The sequence below is a fragment of the Nocardia tenerifensis NBRC 101015 genome, assembly GCF_000308715.1.
Taxonomy (GTDB): domain Bacteria; phylum Actinomycetota; class Actinomycetes; order Mycobacteriales; family Mycobacteriaceae; genus Nocardia; species Nocardia tenerifensis.
Genome location: NZ_BAGH01000595.1, coordinates 1 through 20,432, shown reverse-complemented (window position 1 = coordinate 20,432; position 20,432 = coordinate 1). Strand labels below are relative to the sequence as shown.

Sequence of the window (20,432 nt, the reverse complement as noted above, 5' to 3'; positions counted from 1 at the left end):
TTTTGGCGACTCGCACAATTCACGGACGCAACAGGCGGAACGTATCCATTCGTTGCCGGTGATACGCGAGATCGTCCTCGTCGTGCTGGACGCCGCGGGCTACCGCGATACCGAAATACACTGCCTCCCTGCGCAATCGGTGCCGCATCAGCTGGACCAGCGCGATATCGTCCAGCCGGTCCGCCGTGCCGCCCTCGGCGTGATACTCGTCGACGAACCAACGCGCGCCGGTCAGATCGGCGCCGGAGACGTCGGCGAATTCCAAAGCGGCGGAGGCCAATTCGACCTCGGGCGGCGCGACCAAGGCCTCGTCCCAGTCGAGCGCGGCGATCACGTGGCCGCCGCGGGCCAAAAGGTTTCCCTCGTAATAGTCGCCGTGCAGTGGATGCACGCGCGCGGATCCGGTGAACTCGGCGAGCCAGCGATCCAGTTCGGGGTCGGGCAGCTCGGCCGACGGCGCGCCGTCCAGGCCGATCGCCAAGAACGACGGCTCGGGACGCGGCGGCGGCCGGTGGTCGGCGAGGGCGCGGTGCAGGCGCGCGAGCAGCCGGGCGGCCTCGGCCATCTGGATCGGGTCTTCGATACTCGCCCACTGACCTTCGACCAACGGCCACACCGTGATCGGCCTGCCCGCCACCATCGCGACTGTCTCTCCGTTCGCTCGGTGAAGGGGCGCAACAGCTTCGGGCACGGTGCGGGCGGCCGCGACGGCGATGCCGTTGCACCACTCCACCGTCGCCGGATCCCGGTTCAACGCTCCGATCCGCACGACCACGTCGCCGAGGCGGTACGCGGCCGACTCCTCCCCACCGAACAATCGCTCGCCGTCGCCCTTGTAGCCCCATTCGGCGGCGACGGCGGCGCGAATGTCCTCGGTCAACGGAACGTCTGCGTAGATCACGCATCCACTTCTACCAGCGCCGCGCTGCCGGGCTCGCGGCTCGTCCGCTCTCGGCGATCATCGGGTCACCTGTTCGACGCGCGGTAGTGCCTATAGCCAGCGGGCGTAATACGCGCGTATTATGCCTGGTGTGGGTTTCGAGTGGCCTGATTGGGCGTTGGACATGCTCATCGGGATCTCTCCGAACGAGGTGATGCAGGTGCTGACCAAGCAGCGACGATGGCCACGGCGTGGACGCGGCGCCGCGGGCATCGAGATGTTGACCATCTGGGGCCGCACGGCCGCCGGCCGGCCGCTGATCGTGGGGCTGCGCCAGGCCGAGGCTTGGCAGTGGCAGATCGTCGCCGCGCGGGCGATGAGCCCGGAGCAGGTGGCCGAGTTCGAAAAGTGGGAACAGGAGAACCAGTGATGGGCGACAACGACTTTCCCGCCACCCCCCAGGGGATGGACGAATTGATGGACAGCCTCGTCTTCGACGAAGCGCCGGTACACGAGGCCGACGTGCCGCCGCCCCTCGCGCCCGGCGAGGACATCATGGTGGTCCGCTCCCTGCGCCTCCCCCTCGACATGGACCAATCGATCAAGGCCGAAGCCCAGGCCCGCGGCATCACCATGAGCGAACTCATCCGCGACTGGCTCGCCGTCGAACTGGCCGCCCTCGCCGACGACCAACCCATCTCCCGCGCCGACGCCCTCCGCGCCCTCGCCGGCGTCCGCCCCATCCACCCCCGCGCCAGTTGAAGTGGCGCGTCACCGTCGACGGCCCGCCGCCACCCGCAAACCGATACCGCATCCGCGAAGCGCTCCCAGCCGCGCAACTCTGCCCGCGCGTCGAGCTAACAGACTGCCCAGTCCGCGCACACGCAGCGCGCCAACTAAGCCAGCCGCACCGCATCGCACCTACTCCGAGCAGAGTGCACCGAACCGGTCAGCGCACGCCGGACCAGGCGGAGGCCGCGCCGTGCCGACCTGCACAGAGCCGCGCCACACGGGACCGAGCCGCACCACATCGCACTTTGACCGAGCCGGACCAGGCAGAGCCTGACGGCTTTGCCACCTCCGCATCCGATCCGAGCCAGGCTAGACGGCCGGACCACGTCAGCCGGGTCGAGCCGCATCCTGTTGTCGACGGAGCGGCGCCAGACTTGGCCCGAGCCGTATCGCATCTGCGCCAAGCCTGGCAGGCCGAGCGTTCCGGCCGAGCGGACCATACCGAGCTCGGACCGGCCGGACGGGCGGGCGGGCCGCATCGCACTGCGCCACATCACATCGACCCGTGCATGCCAGTCCAACTGGCCCGAGCCGCATCGCAGCTGAGCCGGGCCGAGGCGGCCGGACCGGGCCGAGCCGCCGCACGAGGCCGCACGGCATCGCAGCTGGACTGAGCCGCAACCGGTCTGGGCCGTGCCCGGTCGGGTCGCGTTAGCCGGGCCCGGTCGAGGCCGAGCCGATCAGCGCCGACTTCGCGGCACGATCGTGCACGCATATCTGCGCATAGCGTCAACGTCGGCATGCTCCAGCGAACGCAAATTGGCGTAATCGAGGTGCACCAACGCCCCAGCTATCGGGGTCAGCCGGAGGCGAGGATTACTCGGCTGATCTGCGGGTTTTGGGGTGGTTGGCGTTGAAGCGGGCCTTCTTCTGACGATTGCCGCAGGTGTTCATGTCGCACCATTTGCGGGTGCGGCTTTGGCTGGTGTCGAAGAAGGCGGCTTGGCAGGTGGGGGACGCGCAGAGGGCGAGTTTTCCGTCTCGTTCGCCGGCGATGATGCTGATGGCGTCGGCGGCTATCACGCCTAGGGCGTCTTCGACGGAGGATGGCGAGCTGAGTCGCCATTGACGGGTGCCGTCGGGGGCGAGGATGGCCGCGGCTCGGCCGTTCATGCTGTGGGCGTTGATGATTGGGATAGCGGAGGCGGGGAGCGGGTCTCGGCGCGCGGCGGCTGTCGCGGCGGCGTGGATCGCTTCCCTCAGTTCTCGGGCGAGTTCGAGCTGAGCCGGGGTGCACGAAGTCACGGCCAAGCCGCTCACCGTCAGCCAGTCGACGAGTCGCTGCGGTGTGGGGATGCGCTCGACGGCGTCACCCTGCCGCTCGGACAGCGTGCCTGTGAAGCTGGTGGCCAGCACCGGACCGAGGCGGAAGTCAGGGAACCCAGCAGGCATGGAACCACCATAGCTGGTTGCACACGGGCGAGACGACGTGTTAGAACCGTCTTAGCCGGTTCACAAATTGGCTCCACGAAAGCCAGGAGGTCTCATGCCAGACGTGCAAGCATTCGAAGCCCACACCCCCGACGCAGACCTCGATGATCTGCGCGCCCGACTAGCCGCGGCCCGGCTACCGGAGGCCGAGACGGTCCATCGCGCCGCGCCCGGACCGGGCCGATGGGAACAAGGCGTGCCGCTCGCCGACCTCGTCGATGTCGTGAACTACTGGCGCACGGAGTACGACTGGCGCTCGTTCGAGACGCGCCTGAACCGAATCGGCCAGTACCGCACCACAATCGATGACCTGAGCATCCACTTCCTGCACCGCCGATCCCCCCGCGCGAACGCCACCCCGCTGATCTTGACGCACGGCTGGCCGGGCAGCATCGCCGAATTCATCGACGTAATAGACGATTTGGCGGATCCGACAGACGCGGACGCGCCGGCGTTCCACGTCGTGGTCCCGTCGTTGCCGGGCTTCGGTTACAGCGACAAGCCGTCCACCACCGGATGGGGAACCGAAAAGATCGCTGCCGCATGGGTGGAACTGATGGGCAGGCTCGGCTACCCCAAGTTCGCGGCCCACGGCGGCGACTGGGGCGGTGTGATCACCACGATTCTCGGCGGCCGGTTCCCCGAGCACGTACTCGGCATCCATACGACCCTCGCCCAAGCCCTGCCCGGTTCGACAACAGACGGACTGACCGCGATCGAGCGCGAGTGGGCCGAGCAGACCCGCGATTTCTGGCACCACCGCGCGGCGTACGCGAAGCAGCAGGCGACCCGGCCGCAGACGATCGGCTACTCGCTCGTCGACTCCCCGGTCGGGCTGCTCGCCTGGATCCTCGACAAGTTCGCCGAGTGGACGGACACCGAGGACAGCCCGTTCGAAACGATCTCCCGGGACCGGATTCTCGACGACGTCACCCTGTATTGGCTGACGCGGACCGGCGCGTCGGCGGCCCGCATCTACTACGAGAGCCACGCCTCGCTCGACCCGGAGCTCCGCGTCGACGTCCCGTCGGCGATCACCGTGTACCCCCGCGACATCGAGAAGTGCCCGCGCCCTTGGGCACAGCAGCGATACCGGCAGATCGTCCGCTGGCGGGCGCCCGAGGCCGGTGGTCATTTCCCGTCGCTGGAGGTGCCCGAGTATTTCGTCCGGGATCTCCGGGAAGGACTCGCCGCGGTACTGGCCGCAATTCGGTGATCGCAGCTCATCTGCCTACACCAGGACCAAGCCGTCGAGGCCGGGCTGCCGGAACCTGACATCGGACTCCACGCGGCGGTCCTGCCCAACGCGGCCAAGTCACTGCGCCAACCGCTCAGTCGACAGACCAGGACGTACGCCGCCGGTTGAACTCTTCACTACCCTGGCATAGTGCGCCGGGGCCATGGATCTCCCTGGGTGCGACTTCATCCGGAGGACGTCGATGAATGTGCTGGTGTTGGGTGGGTACGGCGCCGTCGGCGGGCACGTCGTGCGACTGCTGCGGACGGACGGTCTGTCGGCGCTGGCGGCGGGGCGGGATGCGGGGCGCGCGGACGTGGTGCTCGACCTGACCGACCTCGACGGTTTCGAGGCCGCGCTGGATAACGTTGCGGCGGTGGTGAATTGCGCGGGCGCGGAGGATGTCCGGCTGGCCGAGGCCTGCGCGGGGCGGCGGATTCCGTTTCTCGACATCTCCGCGACCAGCGCCTACGTGCAGCGCCTCGAACGGGTCGACGGTCCGGTCGTGCTCGGCGTGGGCCTGGCCCCGGGACTGACCACCCTGCTGGCCGCGGACGCCTTGGACAGCCATCGCGGTCCGATCGACATCATGATCGGCCTGGGGTCCGGCGAGCAGCACGGCGCGGCCGCGACCGCGTGGACGTACAGCCTACTGGGCCAGCACTTCTCCGATCCCGACGGCACCGTCGTCCGAAACTTCAGCAGGCCCAAGCGATTCGAGGTGCCGAGCGAGTCCGGGTACACCCCGGCCGCCGCGCTGCGCGCCGACTTCGCCGACCAGCACCGGCTCACCCGCGAATTCGGCGTCCCGGTCCGCAGCTACCTGCGGCTCGACTCGCGCGCCGCCACCGCCGGTCTCGCCCTCCTCACCCGGGCACCCGCGCTGCGCGCACTCACACCGAAACACATGCCCGGCAGCGATAAATGGGTGGTGCTCGCCCGGCCCGCCCACGGCCCCGCCCGCTGGGCGGCCGGTCGCGGGCAGTCCGTGGCGACGGCCGTGGTCACCGCCGCCGCCGCGCGCACCGCGGTACTGCGCCGAATCACCTCGCCCGCCTGGATCCACGAAATCCTCAGAATCGCGGACCTGCGGGACACCTTGCGTGACAACGGGATCACATTAGGTGTCGACAATTCGCCTCGATGAACGACACCGCCGCAGGAACTTCCGTCAAGCGAGTGCGATGCCCGCGATAGCACCGGCGGCCAGCACGAGCCCGAAAGCCTGTGTGCGCGAGATCCGTTCGCGCAGCACGGTCAGCCCCAGCACCACCGGAATGACGGGATAGAGCGCGGCCAGCACGACGGCGATGGCCAGCAACTGCTGCCAGGTGGCCCAGGTGTAGAGCGCCACCGCCACCGTGCCGAGCGCACCGGTACCGAGCGCCCCGAGCAGCAGCCGAGGTGACATCCGCGGCGACACCTTCGCATTGACCGCGAGCGGCACGATCGCGACCACCGACGCGAACCGGCTCGCGACCAGCGGCCACAACCCCGCGCCCGCGTCGACCCGCGCCAACGCGACGAACTGAAGGGCGAACCCAGCCCCGGCGATCAATCCCGCGACACTGCCCGTGCCGAAGCGCCCGTCGCCGTCCTCCTCGCCGGGTGAGCGCGAGACCAACCACAGCGCGGGCAGCGCGACGACGATGCCCGCCCAGCTCAGCATCGACGGCCGCTCACCGAGCAGCACCACGCCGACCAGCACCGGCAGCATCAGGGCGCCGACGTCGCTCAGCGGAACGACGACGCTCAACCGCCCACCGCTGACCCCGCGATACAGAAACGTGACGCCGAGCCCGGTCCCGATCCCGGACAGCGCGCCCCACGCGAGCGCGGACGCAGTGACGTGGGGCGCGGACACCAGCGGCGCGGCGGCCAGGATGAGCACACAGCCGCCGATCTGCGCGTACAGCGCCACCGCGGTGGCATCGACCCGGCGGGCGAGCAAGGCGCTGAGAAAGTGTGTGGTGCCGAAACACACCGCCGAAGCCAACGCCAACAACTCTCCGGCACCCACGACCGAGCCTCCCGCCGTCACCTTTTCGCAACCGGGCTCGCACCTTCAACAAGCCCGATCTTGTACTGCTGCTGCATAACCGGCCTCGCGGTATCGAAACTCGCGGTTCGCGGACAAGGTCCACCGGCACGTGCAGATGAACGCTCGAAACCACAAAAGCGCTGATCAGCGGCGTGTCGACGGGTAAAGGCAGGCGGCGGGCTGCCAGGATGAGCACGCACAGGGGCAACGTCAATCGCCACGCTGGTCGAGGAGACATATGTCGCGTCGCCGTCTTGCCTGCATTGTTGTTCCATTGTTGCTTCCGTTGATTCCCGTTGTGGCGCACGCTGAGACAGTGGCCGATTCGAATAAATACGTGAATCCGTTTGTCGGTACGCGGGACGGCGGGCCCGATTTCGGGCACGGCGGCGGGGCGGGGATGACCTTTCCCGGCGCGGTCACGCCGTTCGGGATGATGCAGTGGAGCCCGGACACCGTGCGCACGGCCGGCGGTGGTTACAAATACGAGGACAACCGGCTCTACGGGTTCTCCATGTCGCACATCTCCGGCCCCGGTTGTACTGGCGCGCAAGACTTTCCGGTGATGCCGATCGCCGGGACCCTCGGTCGCTCACCGGCCGTCGACGGCGCGGGCTACTTCCAGACCTTCGATCACGCGAAGGAGCAGGCGAGCCCCGGCTACTACCGCGTGACCACCGACGGCGGCGTGCAGACCGAGCTGACCGCGTCGACCAGGGCCGGGGTCGCCCGCTTCACCTTCCCGCCGGGCAAGCCGGGCACGCTGCTGCTCGACGTCACCGGCTCGGTCAACGGGGTCGACGATGCCGAGGTGACCATCGACGGGAACACCGTCTCGGGATGGGCACTGACCGGCGGCTTCTGCGGCGCGCGCACCCGGTACCGCGTCCACTTCCACGCCACCTTCGACCGCCCGATCACCGCCTCGGGCACCTGGCACGACGACGCCGTGCACCCGGGCACGACCAACGCGCGCGGCGCGGCGCCGTCGCGGCGCACGAACTCCGGCGATATCGCGAACAACGGCCGCGGCACCGGCGCCTTCCTGCAGTTCGACTCCGACCAGCCGGTGCAGATGCGCGCGGGCCTGTCCTACGTCAGCGTCGAGGGCGCCCGAGCCAACCTCGACGCCGAGATCGGCGCGAAGAACTTCGACGCGGTCCGGGCCGACGCGCGGGAGTCGTGGCGGCGCAGGCTCGATCAGATCCAGGTCACCGGCGGCGACCAGGATCGCCTGCGCACCTTCTACACCGCGCTCTACCACGTGTTTCTCCAGCCCTACGTGTTCGACGACATCGACGGCCGATACACCGGATTCGACGGCGCGACGCATCAGGTACGCCCCGGGCACCACTACTACGCCACGTTCTCCGGCTGGGACATCTACCGCAGCGAGGCCCAGTTGCTCGCGTGGCTGGCCCCCGACGTGGCCTCGGATATCGCCCAGTCCATGTACGACAACGCCCACGTCCTCGGTGACGTGTGGGACCGGTGGTCGCATCAGAACACCATCACCGGGGTGATGAACGGCGATCCGTACCATTCGATCGTCGCCAGCGCGTACGCGTTCGGGGCGCGCGACTTCGACGCGGCGGGTGCGCTGGACTCGATGGTCGTGGGCGCGCAGCGGATCGGCGAACAGGCCGGTTACACCGAGCGGCCGAACAACGACCAGTACCAGCGGCTCGGCTGGGTGCCGGGTCAGGTGTCGGACACCCTCGAGTACAACATCGCCGACTTCGGCATCTCCCAGCTGGCGCAGCGGCTCGGCAACGGCGCGGTCGCCGAGAAGTTCCTGCGCAGCGCGCACGGCTGGCAGCACCTGTTCAACCCGCGCACCGGCTGGTTGCAGCCCCGCTCGGCCGAGGGCTGGTTCAATCCGTTCTTCGATCCGAAGGACACCAACGGGTACGTGGAAGGCAATGGGGCGCAATATCATTGGATGACCTTCGGCGATGTCGGCGCGCTGTTCGGCCTGATGGGCGGCCGCGCCCCGGCGGCCAGGCGGCTGGACGAGTTCTTCACCCAGCTGAACGCGGGCCCGCACGCCCCGTTCGCCTACCTCGGCAACGAGCCGACACTGCAGACCCCGTGGTTGTACGCGTGGGCCGGATTGCCCTCTCGCACACAGGATGTCGTTCGGCGTGCGCGGACGGAGCTGTTCGACCCGACGCCGGGCGGCCTGGTCGGCAACGATGATCTCGGCACGATGTCGGCCTGGTACGTGTGGGCCTCGCTCGGCATCTACCCCGTGATCCCCGGCCGCGCCGAGCTTTTCGTGCACAGCCCGGCCTTCACGATGGCCGAGGTGCGGCGCTCGTCGGGCGAGCGGTTCACGATCTGCGCGCCCGAGACCGGCGACGCCGCCCCGTACATCCAGGCCCTGCGGGTGGACGGCGAGAACACCACGAAAGCGTGGCTGCCCGAGTCCTTCGCGCTGTCGGGCGGCCGGCTCGAGTTCACCATGGGCGCCGAGCCGGGACCGGAGTTCGGCACCGCCGAGGCCGACGCGCCGCCCTCCTTCGGCGTGCCCGCGCGGTAGTCCGCCGGTTCGGTCATCGGATGAGTCGGCTTCGGCGAAAACCATTCGGCTGCGGGCAAAGCCGCCCGTGCGCGGCCCGTCGAGTCCACTATTGAAAAGGCGGGAGGATGCGAGTACAGCGGTGCACGATGTACGCGAGATCGTCGGTCCGGTCGACCGAAGTGATGTGTTCCCCACGGTAGACGAGTTGAGCGAGTTCGCCGACGGGTTGGTCGCGGCGATGCCCGACCGGGTGACCGTCGCCGACATAGGCCGCTCACGTGGGGGCGATCCGATACGGGAGGTGCGGGTCGGGTCGGGGCCGAGACAGGTGGTCGTCGTCGGGAACCCGCACCCGAACGAGCCGATCGGCATGGCGACGATCCGCCACCTGCTCGGCAGGCTGACCGCCGACGACGCGCAGACCCTCGACGCCACTTGGCATTTCGTCTTGTGTCTGGACCCTGACGGCACACGGCTCAACGAGGGCTGGTTCGCCGGGGAGCGCACCAGGAGCGGCATCGCCCGTGCCTTCTACCGTCCGCCGGCCGCAGAGCAGCCCGAGTGGTGCTTTCCTACCACGTGGCGCGGCAAGGAGATCGGCGCGCCGCTACCGGAGACGCTCGCGCTGATGGAGCTGATCGATCGGACCCGGCCCGCGCTGATCGTGTCGCTGCACAACGCCGATTTCGGCGGCGGGTTCTTCTATACCACCGGCGGCGACCCCGACTACTGGACCGGACTCACCGACCAGCTCACGGCGGGAGGCGTGCCGATCTTCGACGGCGAGCCGGACGTGCCCGGTGCGAAGACGTGGGCGCCAGGCGTTTTCGAGCTTCCGCGGTTCCAGCGGATCGCCGAGACGCTCGTCGCCGATGGGGTCGAACCGCTGGAGATGATGCACGGCGGCGGCGTCCGCGACTACGCGGCGGCGCACGGAACCGCCCTGCTGGTCTGCGAAGTGCCGCTGTGGGCCGACCCGCGGGTCACCGACGACACCCCGAGCGGGCGCTCTCTCGCGAACGTATTGTGCTCCACCGCAACCGCTTACGAGGAGGTCGCCGATCTCGTGCGCGGCGTGCTCGACCGGGTATCCGACCGTTCGACCGGCCGGAGCCCTTTCGCGCGGGCGCTGACCGACACCGTGCGCGCGCTGCGCGGCAACGCCACCGCCAAACGCGGCGCCACCGAATCCCGCATCGCCACCGTCGGCGAGCTTTTCGTCGAGGACTACGTCTGGGTCGGCGTCGCCCGCCTCCGCGCGGGCGGCATGCTGCTGCGCCTGCTCGACGAGCAGGCCGGCCGCGCCCCCTCCCCCGGCCTGGCCGCCGAGCGCGCCCACTTCGCCGCGATCTTCGAAAAGTGGTGCGGCGACATCGAAACCAACGCGCCCGGCCATCCCATCCCGGTCCACCAGCTGGTCACCATCCAGGCCTCGGCGATCGTCGCCGCCGTGCTCCGCCTTCGCGCGGACCTTCCCGTCTGAGCGCACGCCCCGGCGGCCCGGGGCGTGCGTCGGGATCAGTAACCGAATTGACGGAGAATCGGCCCGCAGACGTGCCATTCGTCGCCGCCGTCGTGCGCCTCGTGGGCGAGGTGGGCGACGTACCACATGACGATGTCCGCGCCATCGGTGTTCTCCCCGTTGACATGTCGCCAGAGCTCGTCGTCGTTCGGGGTGCCGAGCGCGCCGCCGAGGTCCTCCGGACCGTGGTAGGCGGTGATCGCGACGTCGAGTCGGGAGAACCAGTCGCTGGCACCGTCGAACGGCCCCTTGTCGATGAGAAACCCACGGCCGGAACCCTTTTTGAGGACCGCCCAGCGGTTGTCGCCGATGTGGATCGAGGACAGCTCGCTCGTACGCGGGATCCAGCCGGGGCCGTAGCCCCAATCCTGGCCCGTCAGTGCGTGTTGCAGCGCGAGGTTGTTCGCTTGGCCATCGATGTCCCAGTCGAAGCGCCAGTAGGTGTGATGGCGGTGATTGGCCGGGTGTTGCAGGCCCGCGCTGTAGAGCTGCGGCAGGATGATGCCGTCGCTGCGGAAGATCCACCGGTTGAGCAGGCGGTAGCGGCCGATGACGTGGTAGCTCTCCACGACGAGGAAGCGGTAGTCCGGCGCGGGACTCCCCTCGTAGACCGCGACGGGCCGCTGCATATTGCGGCTGCTCAGCGCGTCCTTGTACGGACCGCCCGCACCCCCGTCGTACTGCACGCGAATCATCGGCAGGCTGGCCCGGTGCAGCACCTTGACGCCCTTGTAGAACACGTCGCGGAAGGCGATGGCCTCGCTCTTGCCGTCGAGGACCTCCCAGTAGAACTTCCACACCGGAGCCTCCGGCGGCCAGCTGATCGTGCCCGAGCTGCTCATGACAGTCCCCCGGGAATCAGGCCGAGTTCGGCGACGTCCTGCGCGCTCAGATCCACGATCGCGAACGCGGTCGGCAGCCGCCGATCGGCGGGCCCGAACCGCAGGTCGACCAGGCGATGCCCGTACCGCGAGCTGTGGAAGTTCACGTCCTCGACGATCAACCCCGCGCCCGTGCCGACGTCGATGCCGTGCTCGGTCAGCCTGCCGTCCCGGCGGACCAGCTCGATGGCGCGAGCCTCCTCGGCCGCGGTGACGGCGGGCTGGTTCAGCGTCGTGCGCAGCTCGACGAGGGACCGCTGCGCCACGTCGACGATGGCCTCGACCACGATGTCGTCGGTGTAGTCGTAGATGACGACGACCGGGTACTCGGTGTCGCGATCCACGAATCTCGTTCCGACGCTGATGATCTCGTAGCGTTTGCCGTCGAGCAGGTCGTTGACGCCCGCGTGGCTCAGCGCCACCTCGGGTGCGAGGGCCGCGGCCTCGTCGGCCGCCCTGAGGTCCCGCTCCGGGGAGTGCACCGGCGTCGCGTGCATCGGCGGGAGGAACTCGCTCCAGTCGTGCGCGTCGGTGAACTTCGGATCGATGACGGGTCCGAGATCGATGATCTCCGTTCGCAGAAATCCCGGCGGGGGAAGGGTGAATCGTTCGGCCATGAGCGCACTCCATGCTCTTGGTGACTGCCGTGCGGTTTTCCGCACCCCGTCATCCTTCGACGCACGGCCGAACGGGTCGCGAGTACTTCCGTACTCCACTTCTCCCCCGGTAGCTGAGCATTACCTGGAAACGCCGGTCGCCTTCGCCACGTCGGCGAGCATCTGGTCGGCGGCCTGGATCCCGATCCCGGACATCCAGGTCTCGTCCGGCACCTCGATGGCCTTGCCTTCGCGCACCGCGCGCAGGTCACGCCAGACGGGGCTGGTGGTGACCGCGCCCTTCTCGGTCTTGCCCGGATCGTCGATGGTGGCGACGAAGATCAGGTCGGCGTCGGCCTGATCGATCTGCTCGGGACTGACCTCCTTCATGATCTTCTTGGGATCGGTGGAGACCTGCGAGGCCGGCCGGGGCAGGCCGATGTCCGCGAGCACCACGCCGCTGAACGAGTTGCTCTGGTACAGCCGCGTCGGGCCGGCCAGGAAGCGGACGACCGACACGGTGGGCAGCGCGCCGTTGTTCTTGGCCTTGATGGCGTCGCCGAGCGCGCGGGCGCGGCCCTCGTAGCTCTTCAGCGCGTCCGCGGCCTGCTGCTCGAGCCCGAGCGCCTTGCCGTGCACCGCGAGGTTCTCTTTCCAAGGGCCGCCGGTGGTCTCGGTGAACACGGTCGGCGCGATGCCGCTGAGCTTGCCGTAGATCTTGTCGTGCCGGATCTTCGAGGACAGGATGAGATCGGGCTTCAGCGAGGCGATCCGCTCGAGGTTCGGTTCGAGCAGCGGGCCGACGTCGGTCACGCCGCCGACCTTGTTCGCCAGGTACTCCGGGAATCCGCCCCTGGTCTTCGTGTGCGGGATGACCGCGCCGACCGGCTTGACGCCGAGCAGGGTGACCGAGTCCAGCTCTGCGGTGTCGAGAACGACCACGCGCTTGGGCGCGTGCGGAATCGTCACCTGACCCATCAGTGTGTCGAGGGTGCGCGGGAAGTTCGCCGAATCCGCCGGGGAGGCAGCGGATTCCGGGCTCGCGGTGTCGTTGCCGCAGGCGGCGAGGCCGGACAGGCCGACCGCCGCGACGAGTGTCGCGATACCGAGGCGAACGCGGCGTAGTCGTGTGGACATGTTCAGTCCCTCATCTCTTGGAGTGGTTGCGCATCAGCTCGAGCGAGGCGACGCAGGGAGTGCCGCTCAGACGTGCGCGGCGGTGACTTGCCGGGCCGCCCGCCTGCGCGGGATCACCAGCGGCGTACCGGTTTCCGGGTCGGGCATGACCAGGCAGTCGACGCCGAAGACGGTGCGGACGAGTGCGGCGTCCAAGATCTCCGCGGGCGGCCCGGCGGCGGCGAGGCGGCCCTCGTGCAGCACCACCAGGTGATCGGCGTACCGGGCTGCCTGGCCGAGATCGTGCAGCACCATCACGACGGTGCGGCGGGCCTCCGCGTGCAGGTCGGCGACCAGGTCGAGCACGTCGAGCTGGTGGCGCAGGTCGAGGAAGGTGGTCGGCTCGTCGAGCAGCAGCAGCTCGGTGTCCTGCGCCAAAGCCAGTGCTATCCAAGCGCGCTGGCGTTGGCCGCCGGAGAGCCGGTCGACCTGCTGGTCGCGCAGCTCGGCGGTGCCGGTGCGCCGCAACGCGTCCTCGACGGCGGCCTGATCGGTGGCCGACCACGGCCGCATCAGTCGCTGGTGCGGGTAGCGTCCGAGGCGCACCAGCGCCTCGACGGTGATGGACTCCGGCGTGATCGGCTGCTGCGGCAGCAGACCCAGCCGTAAGGCCAAGGCCCGCGCGGACATTCGGTGAATGTCGGCGCCGTCGAGGGTGACGGCGCCGCCGGACGGGCGCAGCAGCCGGGTGAGGCCGCGCAGCAGGGTGGACTTGCCGCAGGCGTTCGGGCCGACGATGGCGGTGACCGAGTCGCCGGGCAGCACCAGATCGAGCCCGTCGATCACGACGCGGTCCCCGTAGCGCAGATCTACTGCGCGCGCGGCCAATTCGTTGCGGCGGGCGGCTTCGGGCACGGCACTCATGCGGTCCTCCTGGAGACGGGCGAGCTCTCGCGGAGCATCAGGATGAGCAACCACGGCGCGCCGACGGTGGCGGTGACGACGCCGACGGGCAGGCCCTCGATCGGCAGCGCGTGCTGCACGATCAGGTCGCAGCCGAGCAGCAGCGTCGCGCCGGCCAGCCCGGTGACGGCGAGGGTGACGGCGGTGGGCGGGCCGGCGAGCCGCCGCACGAGATGCGGAACCGCCAGCGCCACAAAGGAAATCGGCCCGGTGAGGGCCGCGGCCAGCGCGGCGAGCGCGATGGTGGTGACGAGCAGCGCCAGGCGGGCGTGGGACACGCGCACCCCGAGGGTGCCCGCCGATTCGTCCCCGAGGTCGAGCACCGACAGCGTCCGGTATTGCAGCGACAACAGCGCCAGCACGAGCACGCACGCCACGGCCCCGCCCTGGATCTCCGGCCAGGTGCGCCCGTAGAGCGAGCCGGTGGTCCACTGCACGGCCGAGCCCGCGAGCTCGGCCGGGAACCGCACCACCATGAGGTTCACCGCCGCGGCCAGCCCCGCCTGCACGGCCAGACCGACGAGCACCAGCCGGGTGACCGGCAACCCGGAACGCCAGCCGAGCACGCCGAGCAGCACCGCGGCGAGCAGTCCGCCGCCGAGCGCGCCGAGCGGAATGAAGCTCTGGCTCGCGCCGAGCGCGAGAACGAGCACCGAGCCGAAGGAGGCGCCGCCGGTCACGCCCATGACGTCGGGCGAGGCCAGCGGATTGCGAAACAGCCGCTGCAAGACCGCCCCCGCGGTGGCCAGCCCCGCGCCCGCGAGCAGCGCGGCCGCCAGTCGAGGGGCGCGGAACTCCTGGACGATGTACACCTCGCCCTGGTCGCCGAGGCCCACCGCGGCGCGCAGCGCCGTCCCCGCCGACATCTCGACCTCACCGACGCTCAGCGCGACGGTCGACAGCGCGACGATGGTCAGCCCGCACAGCACGCCGATCAGGATCGCTCGCCTGCGCTGTCGCGCAAGAACATTCGTCGAGGCAGGAGCACTCGGCCCCTCGGAACGCTTGGAACGCAGGCTGATTCGGCCGACCCGCGGCGGCGCGGCGTCGATCATCGCGCGGCCCGCCGGGCCAGCACGGCGAGCAGCGGCGCGCCGAGGAACGCCGTGACGATGCCGACCTCGAGCTCGGACGGCCGGGCGACCACCCGGCCGAGGATGTCGGCGCCGAGCAACAGCAACGGCCCCGCGATCAGGCACCCCGGCACCAGCACCCGGTGATCGCCGCCGAGCACCAGCCGGACCAGGTGCGGCGCGGCCAATCCGATGAACGCGATCGGCCCGGCCACCGCCACCGCGGACCCGGCGAGCAGCACCACGGCGACCATGCCCGCCAGCCTGATCCGCCCCACCGGCAGGCCGAGGGCCGCGGCGGCCTCGTCGCCGAGCGCGAGGGTATTGAGCGCGGGCGCGATCACCAGGCCGATCACCGCGCCGAGAACCAGCGTCGGCAGCATCGGCACCAGCACGCCGAGGTCGCGTTCGGCGATCGAGCCGGCCAGCCAGAAGCGCGCCTCGTCGAGGGTGCGTTCGCTGAACAGCAGCACGGCCGAGGTCCACGAGACGAGCACGAGTTGCAGGACGGTGCCGCCGAGGACGAGCCGGACCGGGTCGAGATTTCCCGCCCGGCGCCCGAGCGTCAGCGTGAACAGCGCCGCGGCCGCCGCGCCGGCGAACGCGAACCACAGGTACTCGGCGGGCCTGGTCAACCGCAGCGCGTAGATCGCGATCACCACGGCGAGCCCGGCGCCGGCGTTGATGCCGAGCGTGGTCGGGGCGGCCAGCGGATTGCGCGTGATGCCCTGCACGAGGACGCCGGCGAGGCCGAGCGCGGCGCCCACCGCGAGGCCGACCAGCGTGCGCGGCAGACGCATACCCGTGACCACCATGGCGTCGCGGCCCGCGCCGTCGCCGAGCAGGGCGTGCATCACCGTGCCGAGCGGAACCGAACGGGCGCCGAGAGCAAGGCTCAACACGACGCACAGCAGCAATGCGGCAAACCCGAGCACCAGCATCGGGATTCGACGCGGCAGCTGGGCCGTGCGGGTCGTGTCGACGGAAGTCACGGGACGAGAGCTTAAGTTAGCGATACCTAAGTCTGTCAATGCGCGGGTGTGCGTGTGATGTCCGTCTCGTCCGTTTTCGCCGCCCACCGAGGCGATCGGCAACACCTCGGCATCGGCCGCACAATGCGCCGCTGACCCGGCGATCAACAGTCACGGTTTCGTAACGGCGCGAAATGGGTACCAAGAGAGGTATGACATCGACGGATCACCGACCAGCCCGGATCGCCGGCGTGGAGCCGGGGACCGCGGTACTGGCATTCGCTACGTGCCTTGCCTTTTCGATCGGCATCGCCACTATTACGCAGTCTGCGGTCACCACGGTTCTCGCGTGCGCCAGCATCGCGGCCGGACTCGTACTCGTACTGAATATCCTCCCGCACAAGGCATAACACCCCTCTGCCTCAGCCACCGCTGCGACACTGAGCGTCGGCCTATTGATCGCCCGGCGCGCGCCTGGTGGCATAGCGTCGAGACAACGGCGCGATTCGGAGGCGAAACATGCTGTCCCTACAAGAGATTTCGGACCGCCTGGAGATCCAGGACCTGATGGTCCGGTACTCCCACGCGGTCGACACCGGTCAGTGGGACCTGCTGGACGACATCTTCACCGCCGACGCGCACATCGACTACACCGCGATGGGCGGCTCGGCCGGCGACGTGGCGGCGACGAAGAAGTTCCTCGCCGCCATGTTGCCGAATTTCCCCGCGTTCCAACACCTGATCAGCAACTCCGCGCTCACCATCGACGGCGACGCCGCGACGGGCCGCACCATGTGCCACAACCCGATGATGCTGCCCGGCGGCGACGGGCCGTCGAACCTGATGCTGTGCGGGCTCTGGTATCTGGACACCTTCGAGCGCGTCGACGGGCGGTGGCGCATCGCGCGACGGGTCGAGGAGAAGAGCTATATGTTCGTCGCCCAGGCGCTGCCCGGCACGAGCTGATGTCGAACGCGCGCTGAAACGGTTGCGGCTCAACCGGATCAGCCCACGATCGGCAGGGTGCGCTCGTCGGCCAGACTGCTCAGCGCCTCCTGCATGACGCCGGTGACATGCTCGTAGGCCGCCTCCACATCCAGCTCCGGCCCGCACACGGCGCGCAGATCGATCGGGTCCAGGAACTCGACGGTGACCTTGCTCGGCAAGGGAATGTGCCCGGCGAGGTCGCCGATATTGAGGCCCCATGGCAAGGCCAGCGAGATGGGAAAGACCTTCAGCCGCAACATCTGATCCAGCCGCAGCAGCCGGGCCAGCCGATCGCCGCGCGAGAGCATGAGCGCGGTCTGCTGGGCGCCCATATTGACCATCGGGACGATGGGAACGTTTTCGTCCCAGGCCAATCGGAGGAAACCGGTCCGGCCCGCGAAGTCGATCTCGTCCTCCTTCCAGGTCGGCCGGTGCACCTCCCAGTCGCCGCCGGGGTACACCAGCACCGCGGCCCCCTCGCGGAGCACCTTCCGCGCGCTGTCGCGGTCCGCGCCGACCGTGCCGAAGCGGCGCAACAGGGTTCCGATGACCGGGTAGGCCATCACCATGTCGTGCGCCAGCTGAAAGAACGGCCGGTGCGGCCCGAACCGGCGCACGAAGGCCAGCGTGGCCACCATGACCTCCGGCGAGACGTTGCCCCCGGAGTGATTGCCGACCAACAGAACCGGGCCCTTCTCGGGTATCCGCTCGAGACCGCGGACCTCCGCCCGGAAGTACATCCGCGCGAACCACCAGCCCGGACCCACCGTGTCGATGATGAACTCGGGGTCCCGCTCGGCCGGGTCGGCCGCCGGGACGCGCGCGTTCAGCTGCTTGGACATCCAGTCGGCCACCTGGTCGATCCGGTCGGTCGGCAATCGAAACAGACTCATGGGCAACCTCGTTACTGCTCGACAGCCAGCAGCCGATGGAAGAACCCGCGATAGCCGCGCAGCGCCTGACGCAGATCCTCGGTATCGGCGTCCCCCACCCCGGCGCAGCGCTCCTCGAGCACCCGCTTGCGTTCGGCGTAGGTGGTGGTCAGCTGGTAGATGAGGTCCGCGACGATCTTGTCGGCCTGGGTGACCGCCTCTCGCGGGTTGTCGACGAAGGCGCCCTGCACCTCGCGCCACTGGGTGCGGAGGCGGTCGAGGTCGGTGTCGGCGAACACCGGCGCGCCGACTTCGTCCAGCGAAACCTGTTGCCGCTCAGCATCATTGCCGGAGGTGCTCGCCTGGTCCGAAGTCGTGTCCGTGGCGGTCGTCTGGCCGGTGGTCGTATCCGCCGGCAGGTCCGTGTCGGCGGCGGTCCCCCGGTCGCTTTCCGCGTCGGCGGCGACGGTCGCCCGGTCGCCCTGGGTGTCGGCGGTCGACGTCGGCTGCGCGTCGTAGTCATAGTCCGCGGTGTTCGTATCGGTCGGCTGCGCCTCGTAATCCGGTGTGCCGTAGCGGGATTTCGCATCGTGGTCCGTCGTCGCGTGGACGTGCTCCGTGCCGTACTCGGTCGCCGTCGCGTCCTCGTGCCGCGAGTCGTGCTCCGACTGCGCGCCGTACTCCGTCGTGCTCACGTGTTCGGGCTCGACGTCCACGTCCGCCGCGTCGGCCCGCTCGCCCTCGTGCGTCGCGCCGGTGTGGTGGGTCCCGCTCTCGTCGGCGCGGTCGGCCTCGGATTCGCCTGCGCGCATGTCGTTTTCGGAATAGGAGGAGCGGGCCTCCTGCTCGCTCAGCGGGATGCCCTCCGTGGATTTCCCGGAATGCGTGGTGCGCTCGTACTCGGTGCTCATGACAGTGCCTTCTTGTCGTGCTGGGCGTTCGTGTCGTGCTCGGCCTTGTGGTCGGTCTCCGGCGTCTTGTCGTCGGCCTTGTCGCCGCCCGCGCCGTTCAGCAAGTCCTGGAACAGTTCCCGGTAGTGCACGACGGCGGCGCGGCGGTCCTCGGTGGACACCTCGGAGCTGGTCGCCCGCGTCGCGATCTCGTGCGCGGCGCGGTAGTGACCGAGGGTCTCCGCGTGCTCCACGGACAGGTCGGCGACCTGCTGATCGAAATTCTCGGTGGGGTAACCGCGTTGGGCCATCACCGTCGTCAGCAGCCGATCGGCGGACTGCAGCGCCTCGGCCGGATCATCGATGAAGCGCTCCTGCACCTCGACCCACTGCGCGGTGTAGAGCTGCTTCTGCTCCGGGGTCAGCGCGCGCAGTTCCAGCTCGGCATGGCGCCGTTCCCGTTCGGCCAGTTCACGTTCGGCCGCCCGGCGGTCGTCGTGTTCCCGCACCGTCCGGTCGTACTCGGGGCCGAACCGGTTGCGCAGCCGCTGCCTGCGCACCATGGGCCAGACCAATAACGCGACGACCACCGCCGCGAGGACGACCAGTATGATGACAATGATCAACACTCCAGACGACACCTGAACCTCCTTGCCGTGCCTGTCGTATTCGGACAGGGAATGCCTCGGCGCCGAGGTTCCAAACTCCTGATCTCACATCGAACGCAGGGCCTCCACCGGGCAGCTGTCCACGGCCAGCCGAACCAGGTCACGGTCGCCCTCGCCGACGAGGTCTGCGGGCTCGACCACGCCGTCGTCGCCCACGCGGAACAGGTTGGGCGCCAAGGCCTCACACATGCCGTGGCCCTCGCAACGGGCGCGGTCGACGATGATCTTCACGACGGCAGCCTTTCCAGCTGGATGGGCAGGCCGTCGACGGGCATGGGGCCGGTCCCCGCGACGAGCGGGACCTCGTACCCCGGCCGCACCGACCAGCTGTATCGCAACAACATCTGGTGCAGAACGGCTTTGACGGTCATGCCGCCGAAATACAGGCCGATGCACTTGTGCGCGCCGCCGCCGAACGGGGCCCAGGCGAGGCGATGCGATTTGTCCTCGCGGCGATCGGCGGCGAACCGTTCGGGATCGAACACGTCGGGGTCGCGCCAGTAGTCCTCGGTGCGCATCATCGGATACGCGCCGATCATGATGAGCGTGCCCTTCGGCACGTAGTAGCCGAGGATGTCGGTGTCCCTGGTGGTTTCGCGCACCTGCTGCGCCACCGGCGAGTGCAGGCGCAGCACCTCCTTGAAGGCCAGATCCAACCCCGGTAGTCGATCAAGGTCGCCGTAGTCGAGGGTCGCCTTGCCGAGGGCGCGCGACTCCGCGCGCAGCCGCTCCTGCCACCGCGGCTGCCGCGCGAGCTCGTAGGCGAGCATGGACGCGGCGATCGTGCTCGTGTCGTGCGCGGCCATCATCACGAAGATCATGTGCTCGATCACCTCGTCGTCCGAGAAGGCATGTCCCTCATCGGTTTCGGCGTGGCACAGCACGCTGAACAGGTCGGCGCCGTCGCCGGCCCGCTTGGCGGGCAGCTCGCGCCGGAAGTACTCGGCGAGCACGCGCCGCCCGCGGCGGCCGCGCGACCACGCCCGCC

At 69.3% G+C, this 20,432-nt stretch carries 21 protein-coding genes; 7 read left to right on the top strand and 14 right to left on the bottom strand.

The features are described from left to right. Positions 1 to 19: 19 nt before the first annotated feature. On the bottom strand, positions 20 to 901 hold the full coding sequence (locus ON39_RS40300; protein ID WP_040742120.1) for a phosphotransferase enzyme family protein: 882 nt from the start codon (positions 899 to 901) through the stop codon (positions 20 to 22). 130 nt (positions 902 to 1,031) lie between these two features. Here ON39_RS40300 and ON39_RS40295 point away from each other — a divergent pair, with 130 nt between their 5' ends. After that, the gene (locus tag ON39_RS40295) at positions 1,032 to 1,310 is read left to right on the top strand and encodes a hypothetical protein (RefSeq protein WP_040742119.1); all 279 of its coding nucleotides are present in this window, start codon (positions 1,032 to 1,034) and stop codon (positions 1,308 to 1,310) included. Then, positions 1,310 to 1,642, top strand: coding sequence for a ribbon-helix-helix protein, CopG family (locus ON39_RS40290; protein ID WP_040742118.1), 333 nt, complete (start codon positions 1,310 to 1,312; stop codon positions 1,640 to 1,642). Before ON39_RS40295 ends, ON39_RS40290 begins: the two co-directional genes overlap by 1 nt. Before the next feature lie 846 nt (positions 1,643 to 2,488). Here ON39_RS40290 and ON39_RS40285 read toward each other — a convergent pair. Further along, complete coding sequence (locus ON39_RS40285; protein WP_040742117.1) at positions 2,489 to 3,064, bottom strand: CGNR zinc finger domain-containing protein; 576 nt, start codon at positions 3,062 to 3,064, stop codon at positions 2,489 to 2,491. A 94-nt stretch (positions 3,065 to 3,158) separates the two neighbouring features. On the opposite strand from ON39_RS40285, the gene ON39_RS40280 reads away from it, so the two are divergent. Both ON39_RS40280 and ON39_RS40275 read left to right on the top strand, forming a co-directional pair. Next, positions 3,159 to 4,319 (top strand): epoxide hydrolase family protein, encoded by a 1,161-nt coding sequence (locus ON39_RS40280; protein WP_040742116.1) that lies wholly within the window; start codon positions 3,159 to 3,161, stop codon positions 4,317 to 4,319. A gap of 223 nt (positions 4,320 to 4,542) precedes the next feature. Continuing rightward, the gene (locus ON39_RS40275; RefSeq protein ID WP_040742114.1) at positions 4,543 to 5,487 is read left to right on the top strand and encodes an NAD-dependent epimerase/dehydratase family protein; all 945 of its coding nucleotides are present in this window, start codon (positions 4,543 to 4,545) and stop codon (positions 5,485 to 5,487) included. Positions 5,488 to 5,511: 24 nt separating this feature from the next. Here the strand turns inward: ON39_RS40275 and ON39_RS40270 are convergent, their stop codons facing one another. Then, entirely contained in the window at positions 5,512 to 6,360 is an 849-nt protein-coding gene (locus ON39_RS40270) for a DMT family transporter (protein ID WP_040742138.1), read from the bottom strand. 259 nt (positions 6,361 to 6,619) lie between these two features. On the opposite strand from ON39_RS40270, the gene ON39_RS40265 reads away from it, so the two are divergent. Together ON39_RS40265 and ON39_RS40260 are read left to right on the top strand one after the other, a co-directional pair. Further along, entirely contained in the window at positions 6,620 to 8,923 is a 2,304-nt protein-coding gene (locus ON39_RS40265; protein ID WP_040742112.1) for a GH92 family glycosyl hydrolase, read from the top strand. Between the two features lie 121 nt (positions 8,924 to 9,044). Continuing rightward, on the top strand, positions 9,045 to 10,388 hold the full coding sequence (locus ON39_RS40260) for a M14 family zinc carboxypeptidase (RefSeq protein WP_051187718.1): 1,344 nt from the start codon (positions 9,045 to 9,047) through the stop codon (positions 10,386 to 10,388). Positions 10,389 to 10,423: 35 nt separating this feature from the next. On the opposite strand, the gene ON39_RS40255 is transcribed toward ON39_RS40260, so the two are convergent. The 6 genes from ON39_RS40255 to ON39_RS40230 all read right to left on the bottom strand — a co-directional run bounded on the left by ON39_RS40255 (position 10,424) and on the right by ON39_RS40230 (position 16,048). Beyond that, positions 10,424 to 11,269, bottom strand: coding sequence for a hypothetical protein (locus ON39_RS40255; protein WP_040742110.1), 846 nt, complete (start codon positions 11,267 to 11,269; stop codon positions 10,424 to 10,426). Then, positions 11,266 to 11,925, bottom strand: coding sequence for a hypothetical protein (locus ON39_RS40250; RefSeq protein ID WP_040742108.1), 660 nt, complete (start codon positions 11,923 to 11,925; stop codon positions 11,266 to 11,268). Before ON39_RS40250 ends, ON39_RS40255 begins: the two co-directional genes overlap by 4 nt. A 120-nt stretch (positions 11,926 to 12,045) precedes the next feature. After that, positions 12,046 to 13,041 carry an ABC transporter substrate-binding protein gene (locus ON39_RS40245; protein WP_040742106.1) on the bottom strand — a complete coding sequence of 332 codons (996 nt, stop codon included), beginning with the start codon at positions 13,039 to 13,041 and terminating at the stop codon, positions 12,046 to 12,048. 66 nt (positions 13,042 to 13,107) lie between these two features. Then, entirely contained in the window at positions 13,108 to 13,944 is an 837-nt protein-coding gene (locus tag ON39_RS40240; RefSeq protein WP_040742104.1) for an ABC transporter ATP-binding protein, read from the bottom strand. After that, complete coding sequence (locus ON39_RS40235) at positions 13,941 to 15,038, bottom strand: FecCD family ABC transporter permease (RefSeq protein ID WP_083894984.1); 1,098 nt, start codon at positions 15,036 to 15,038, stop codon at positions 13,941 to 13,943. The genes ON39_RS40240 and ON39_RS40235 overlap by 4 nt, the downstream gene beginning before the upstream one ends. Beyond that, on the bottom strand, positions 15,035 to 16,048 hold the full coding sequence (locus tag ON39_RS40230) for a FecCD family ABC transporter permease (protein WP_040742102.1): 1,014 nt from the start codon (positions 16,046 to 16,048) through the stop codon (positions 15,035 to 15,037). Before ON39_RS40230 ends, ON39_RS40235 begins: the two co-directional genes overlap by 4 nt. Positions 16,049 to 16,546: 498 nt before the next feature. Here ON39_RS40230 and ON39_RS40225 point away from each other — a divergent pair, with 498 nt between their 5' ends. Continuing rightward, entirely contained in the window at positions 16,547 to 16,993 is a 447-nt protein-coding gene (locus ON39_RS40225; protein WP_040742101.1) for a nuclear transport factor 2 family protein, read from the top strand. A 38-nt stretch (positions 16,994 to 17,031) separates the two neighbouring features. On the opposite strand, the gene ON39_RS40220 is transcribed toward ON39_RS40225, so the two are convergent. The 5 genes from ON39_RS40220 to ON39_RS40200 form a co-directional block, all read right to left on the bottom strand. Further along, entirely contained in the window at positions 17,032 to 17,907 is an 876-nt protein-coding gene (locus ON39_RS40220; protein ID WP_051187717.1) for a lysophospholipid acyltransferase family protein, read from the bottom strand. Positions 17,908 to 17,918: 11 nt separating this feature from the next. Further along, the gene (locus ON39_RS47915) at positions 17,919 to 18,797 is read right to left on the bottom strand and encodes a hypothetical protein (protein ID WP_051187716.1); all 879 of its coding nucleotides are present in this window, start codon (positions 18,795 to 18,797) and stop codon (positions 17,919 to 17,921) included. Then, positions 18,794 to 19,417: a hypothetical protein gene (locus tag ON39_RS40210; protein ID WP_040742100.1), complete on the bottom strand. Its 624-nt coding sequence runs from the start codon at positions 19,415 to 19,417 to the stop codon at positions 18,794 to 18,796. Before ON39_RS40210 ends, ON39_RS47915 begins: the two co-directional genes overlap by 4 nt. A gap of 72 nt (positions 19,418 to 19,489) precedes the next feature. Further along, positions 19,490 to 19,675, bottom strand: a complete 186-nt coding sequence (locus ON39_RS40205) for a ferredoxin (RefSeq protein ID WP_040742099.1) — start codon at positions 19,673 to 19,675, stop codon at positions 19,490 to 19,492. Continuing rightward, on the bottom strand, positions 19,672 to 20,432 hold a 761-nt coding region (locus ON39_RS40200), incomplete at its 5' end, for a cytochrome P450 (protein ID WP_040742098.1). The genes ON39_RS40200 and ON39_RS40205, both read right to left, overlap by 4 nt.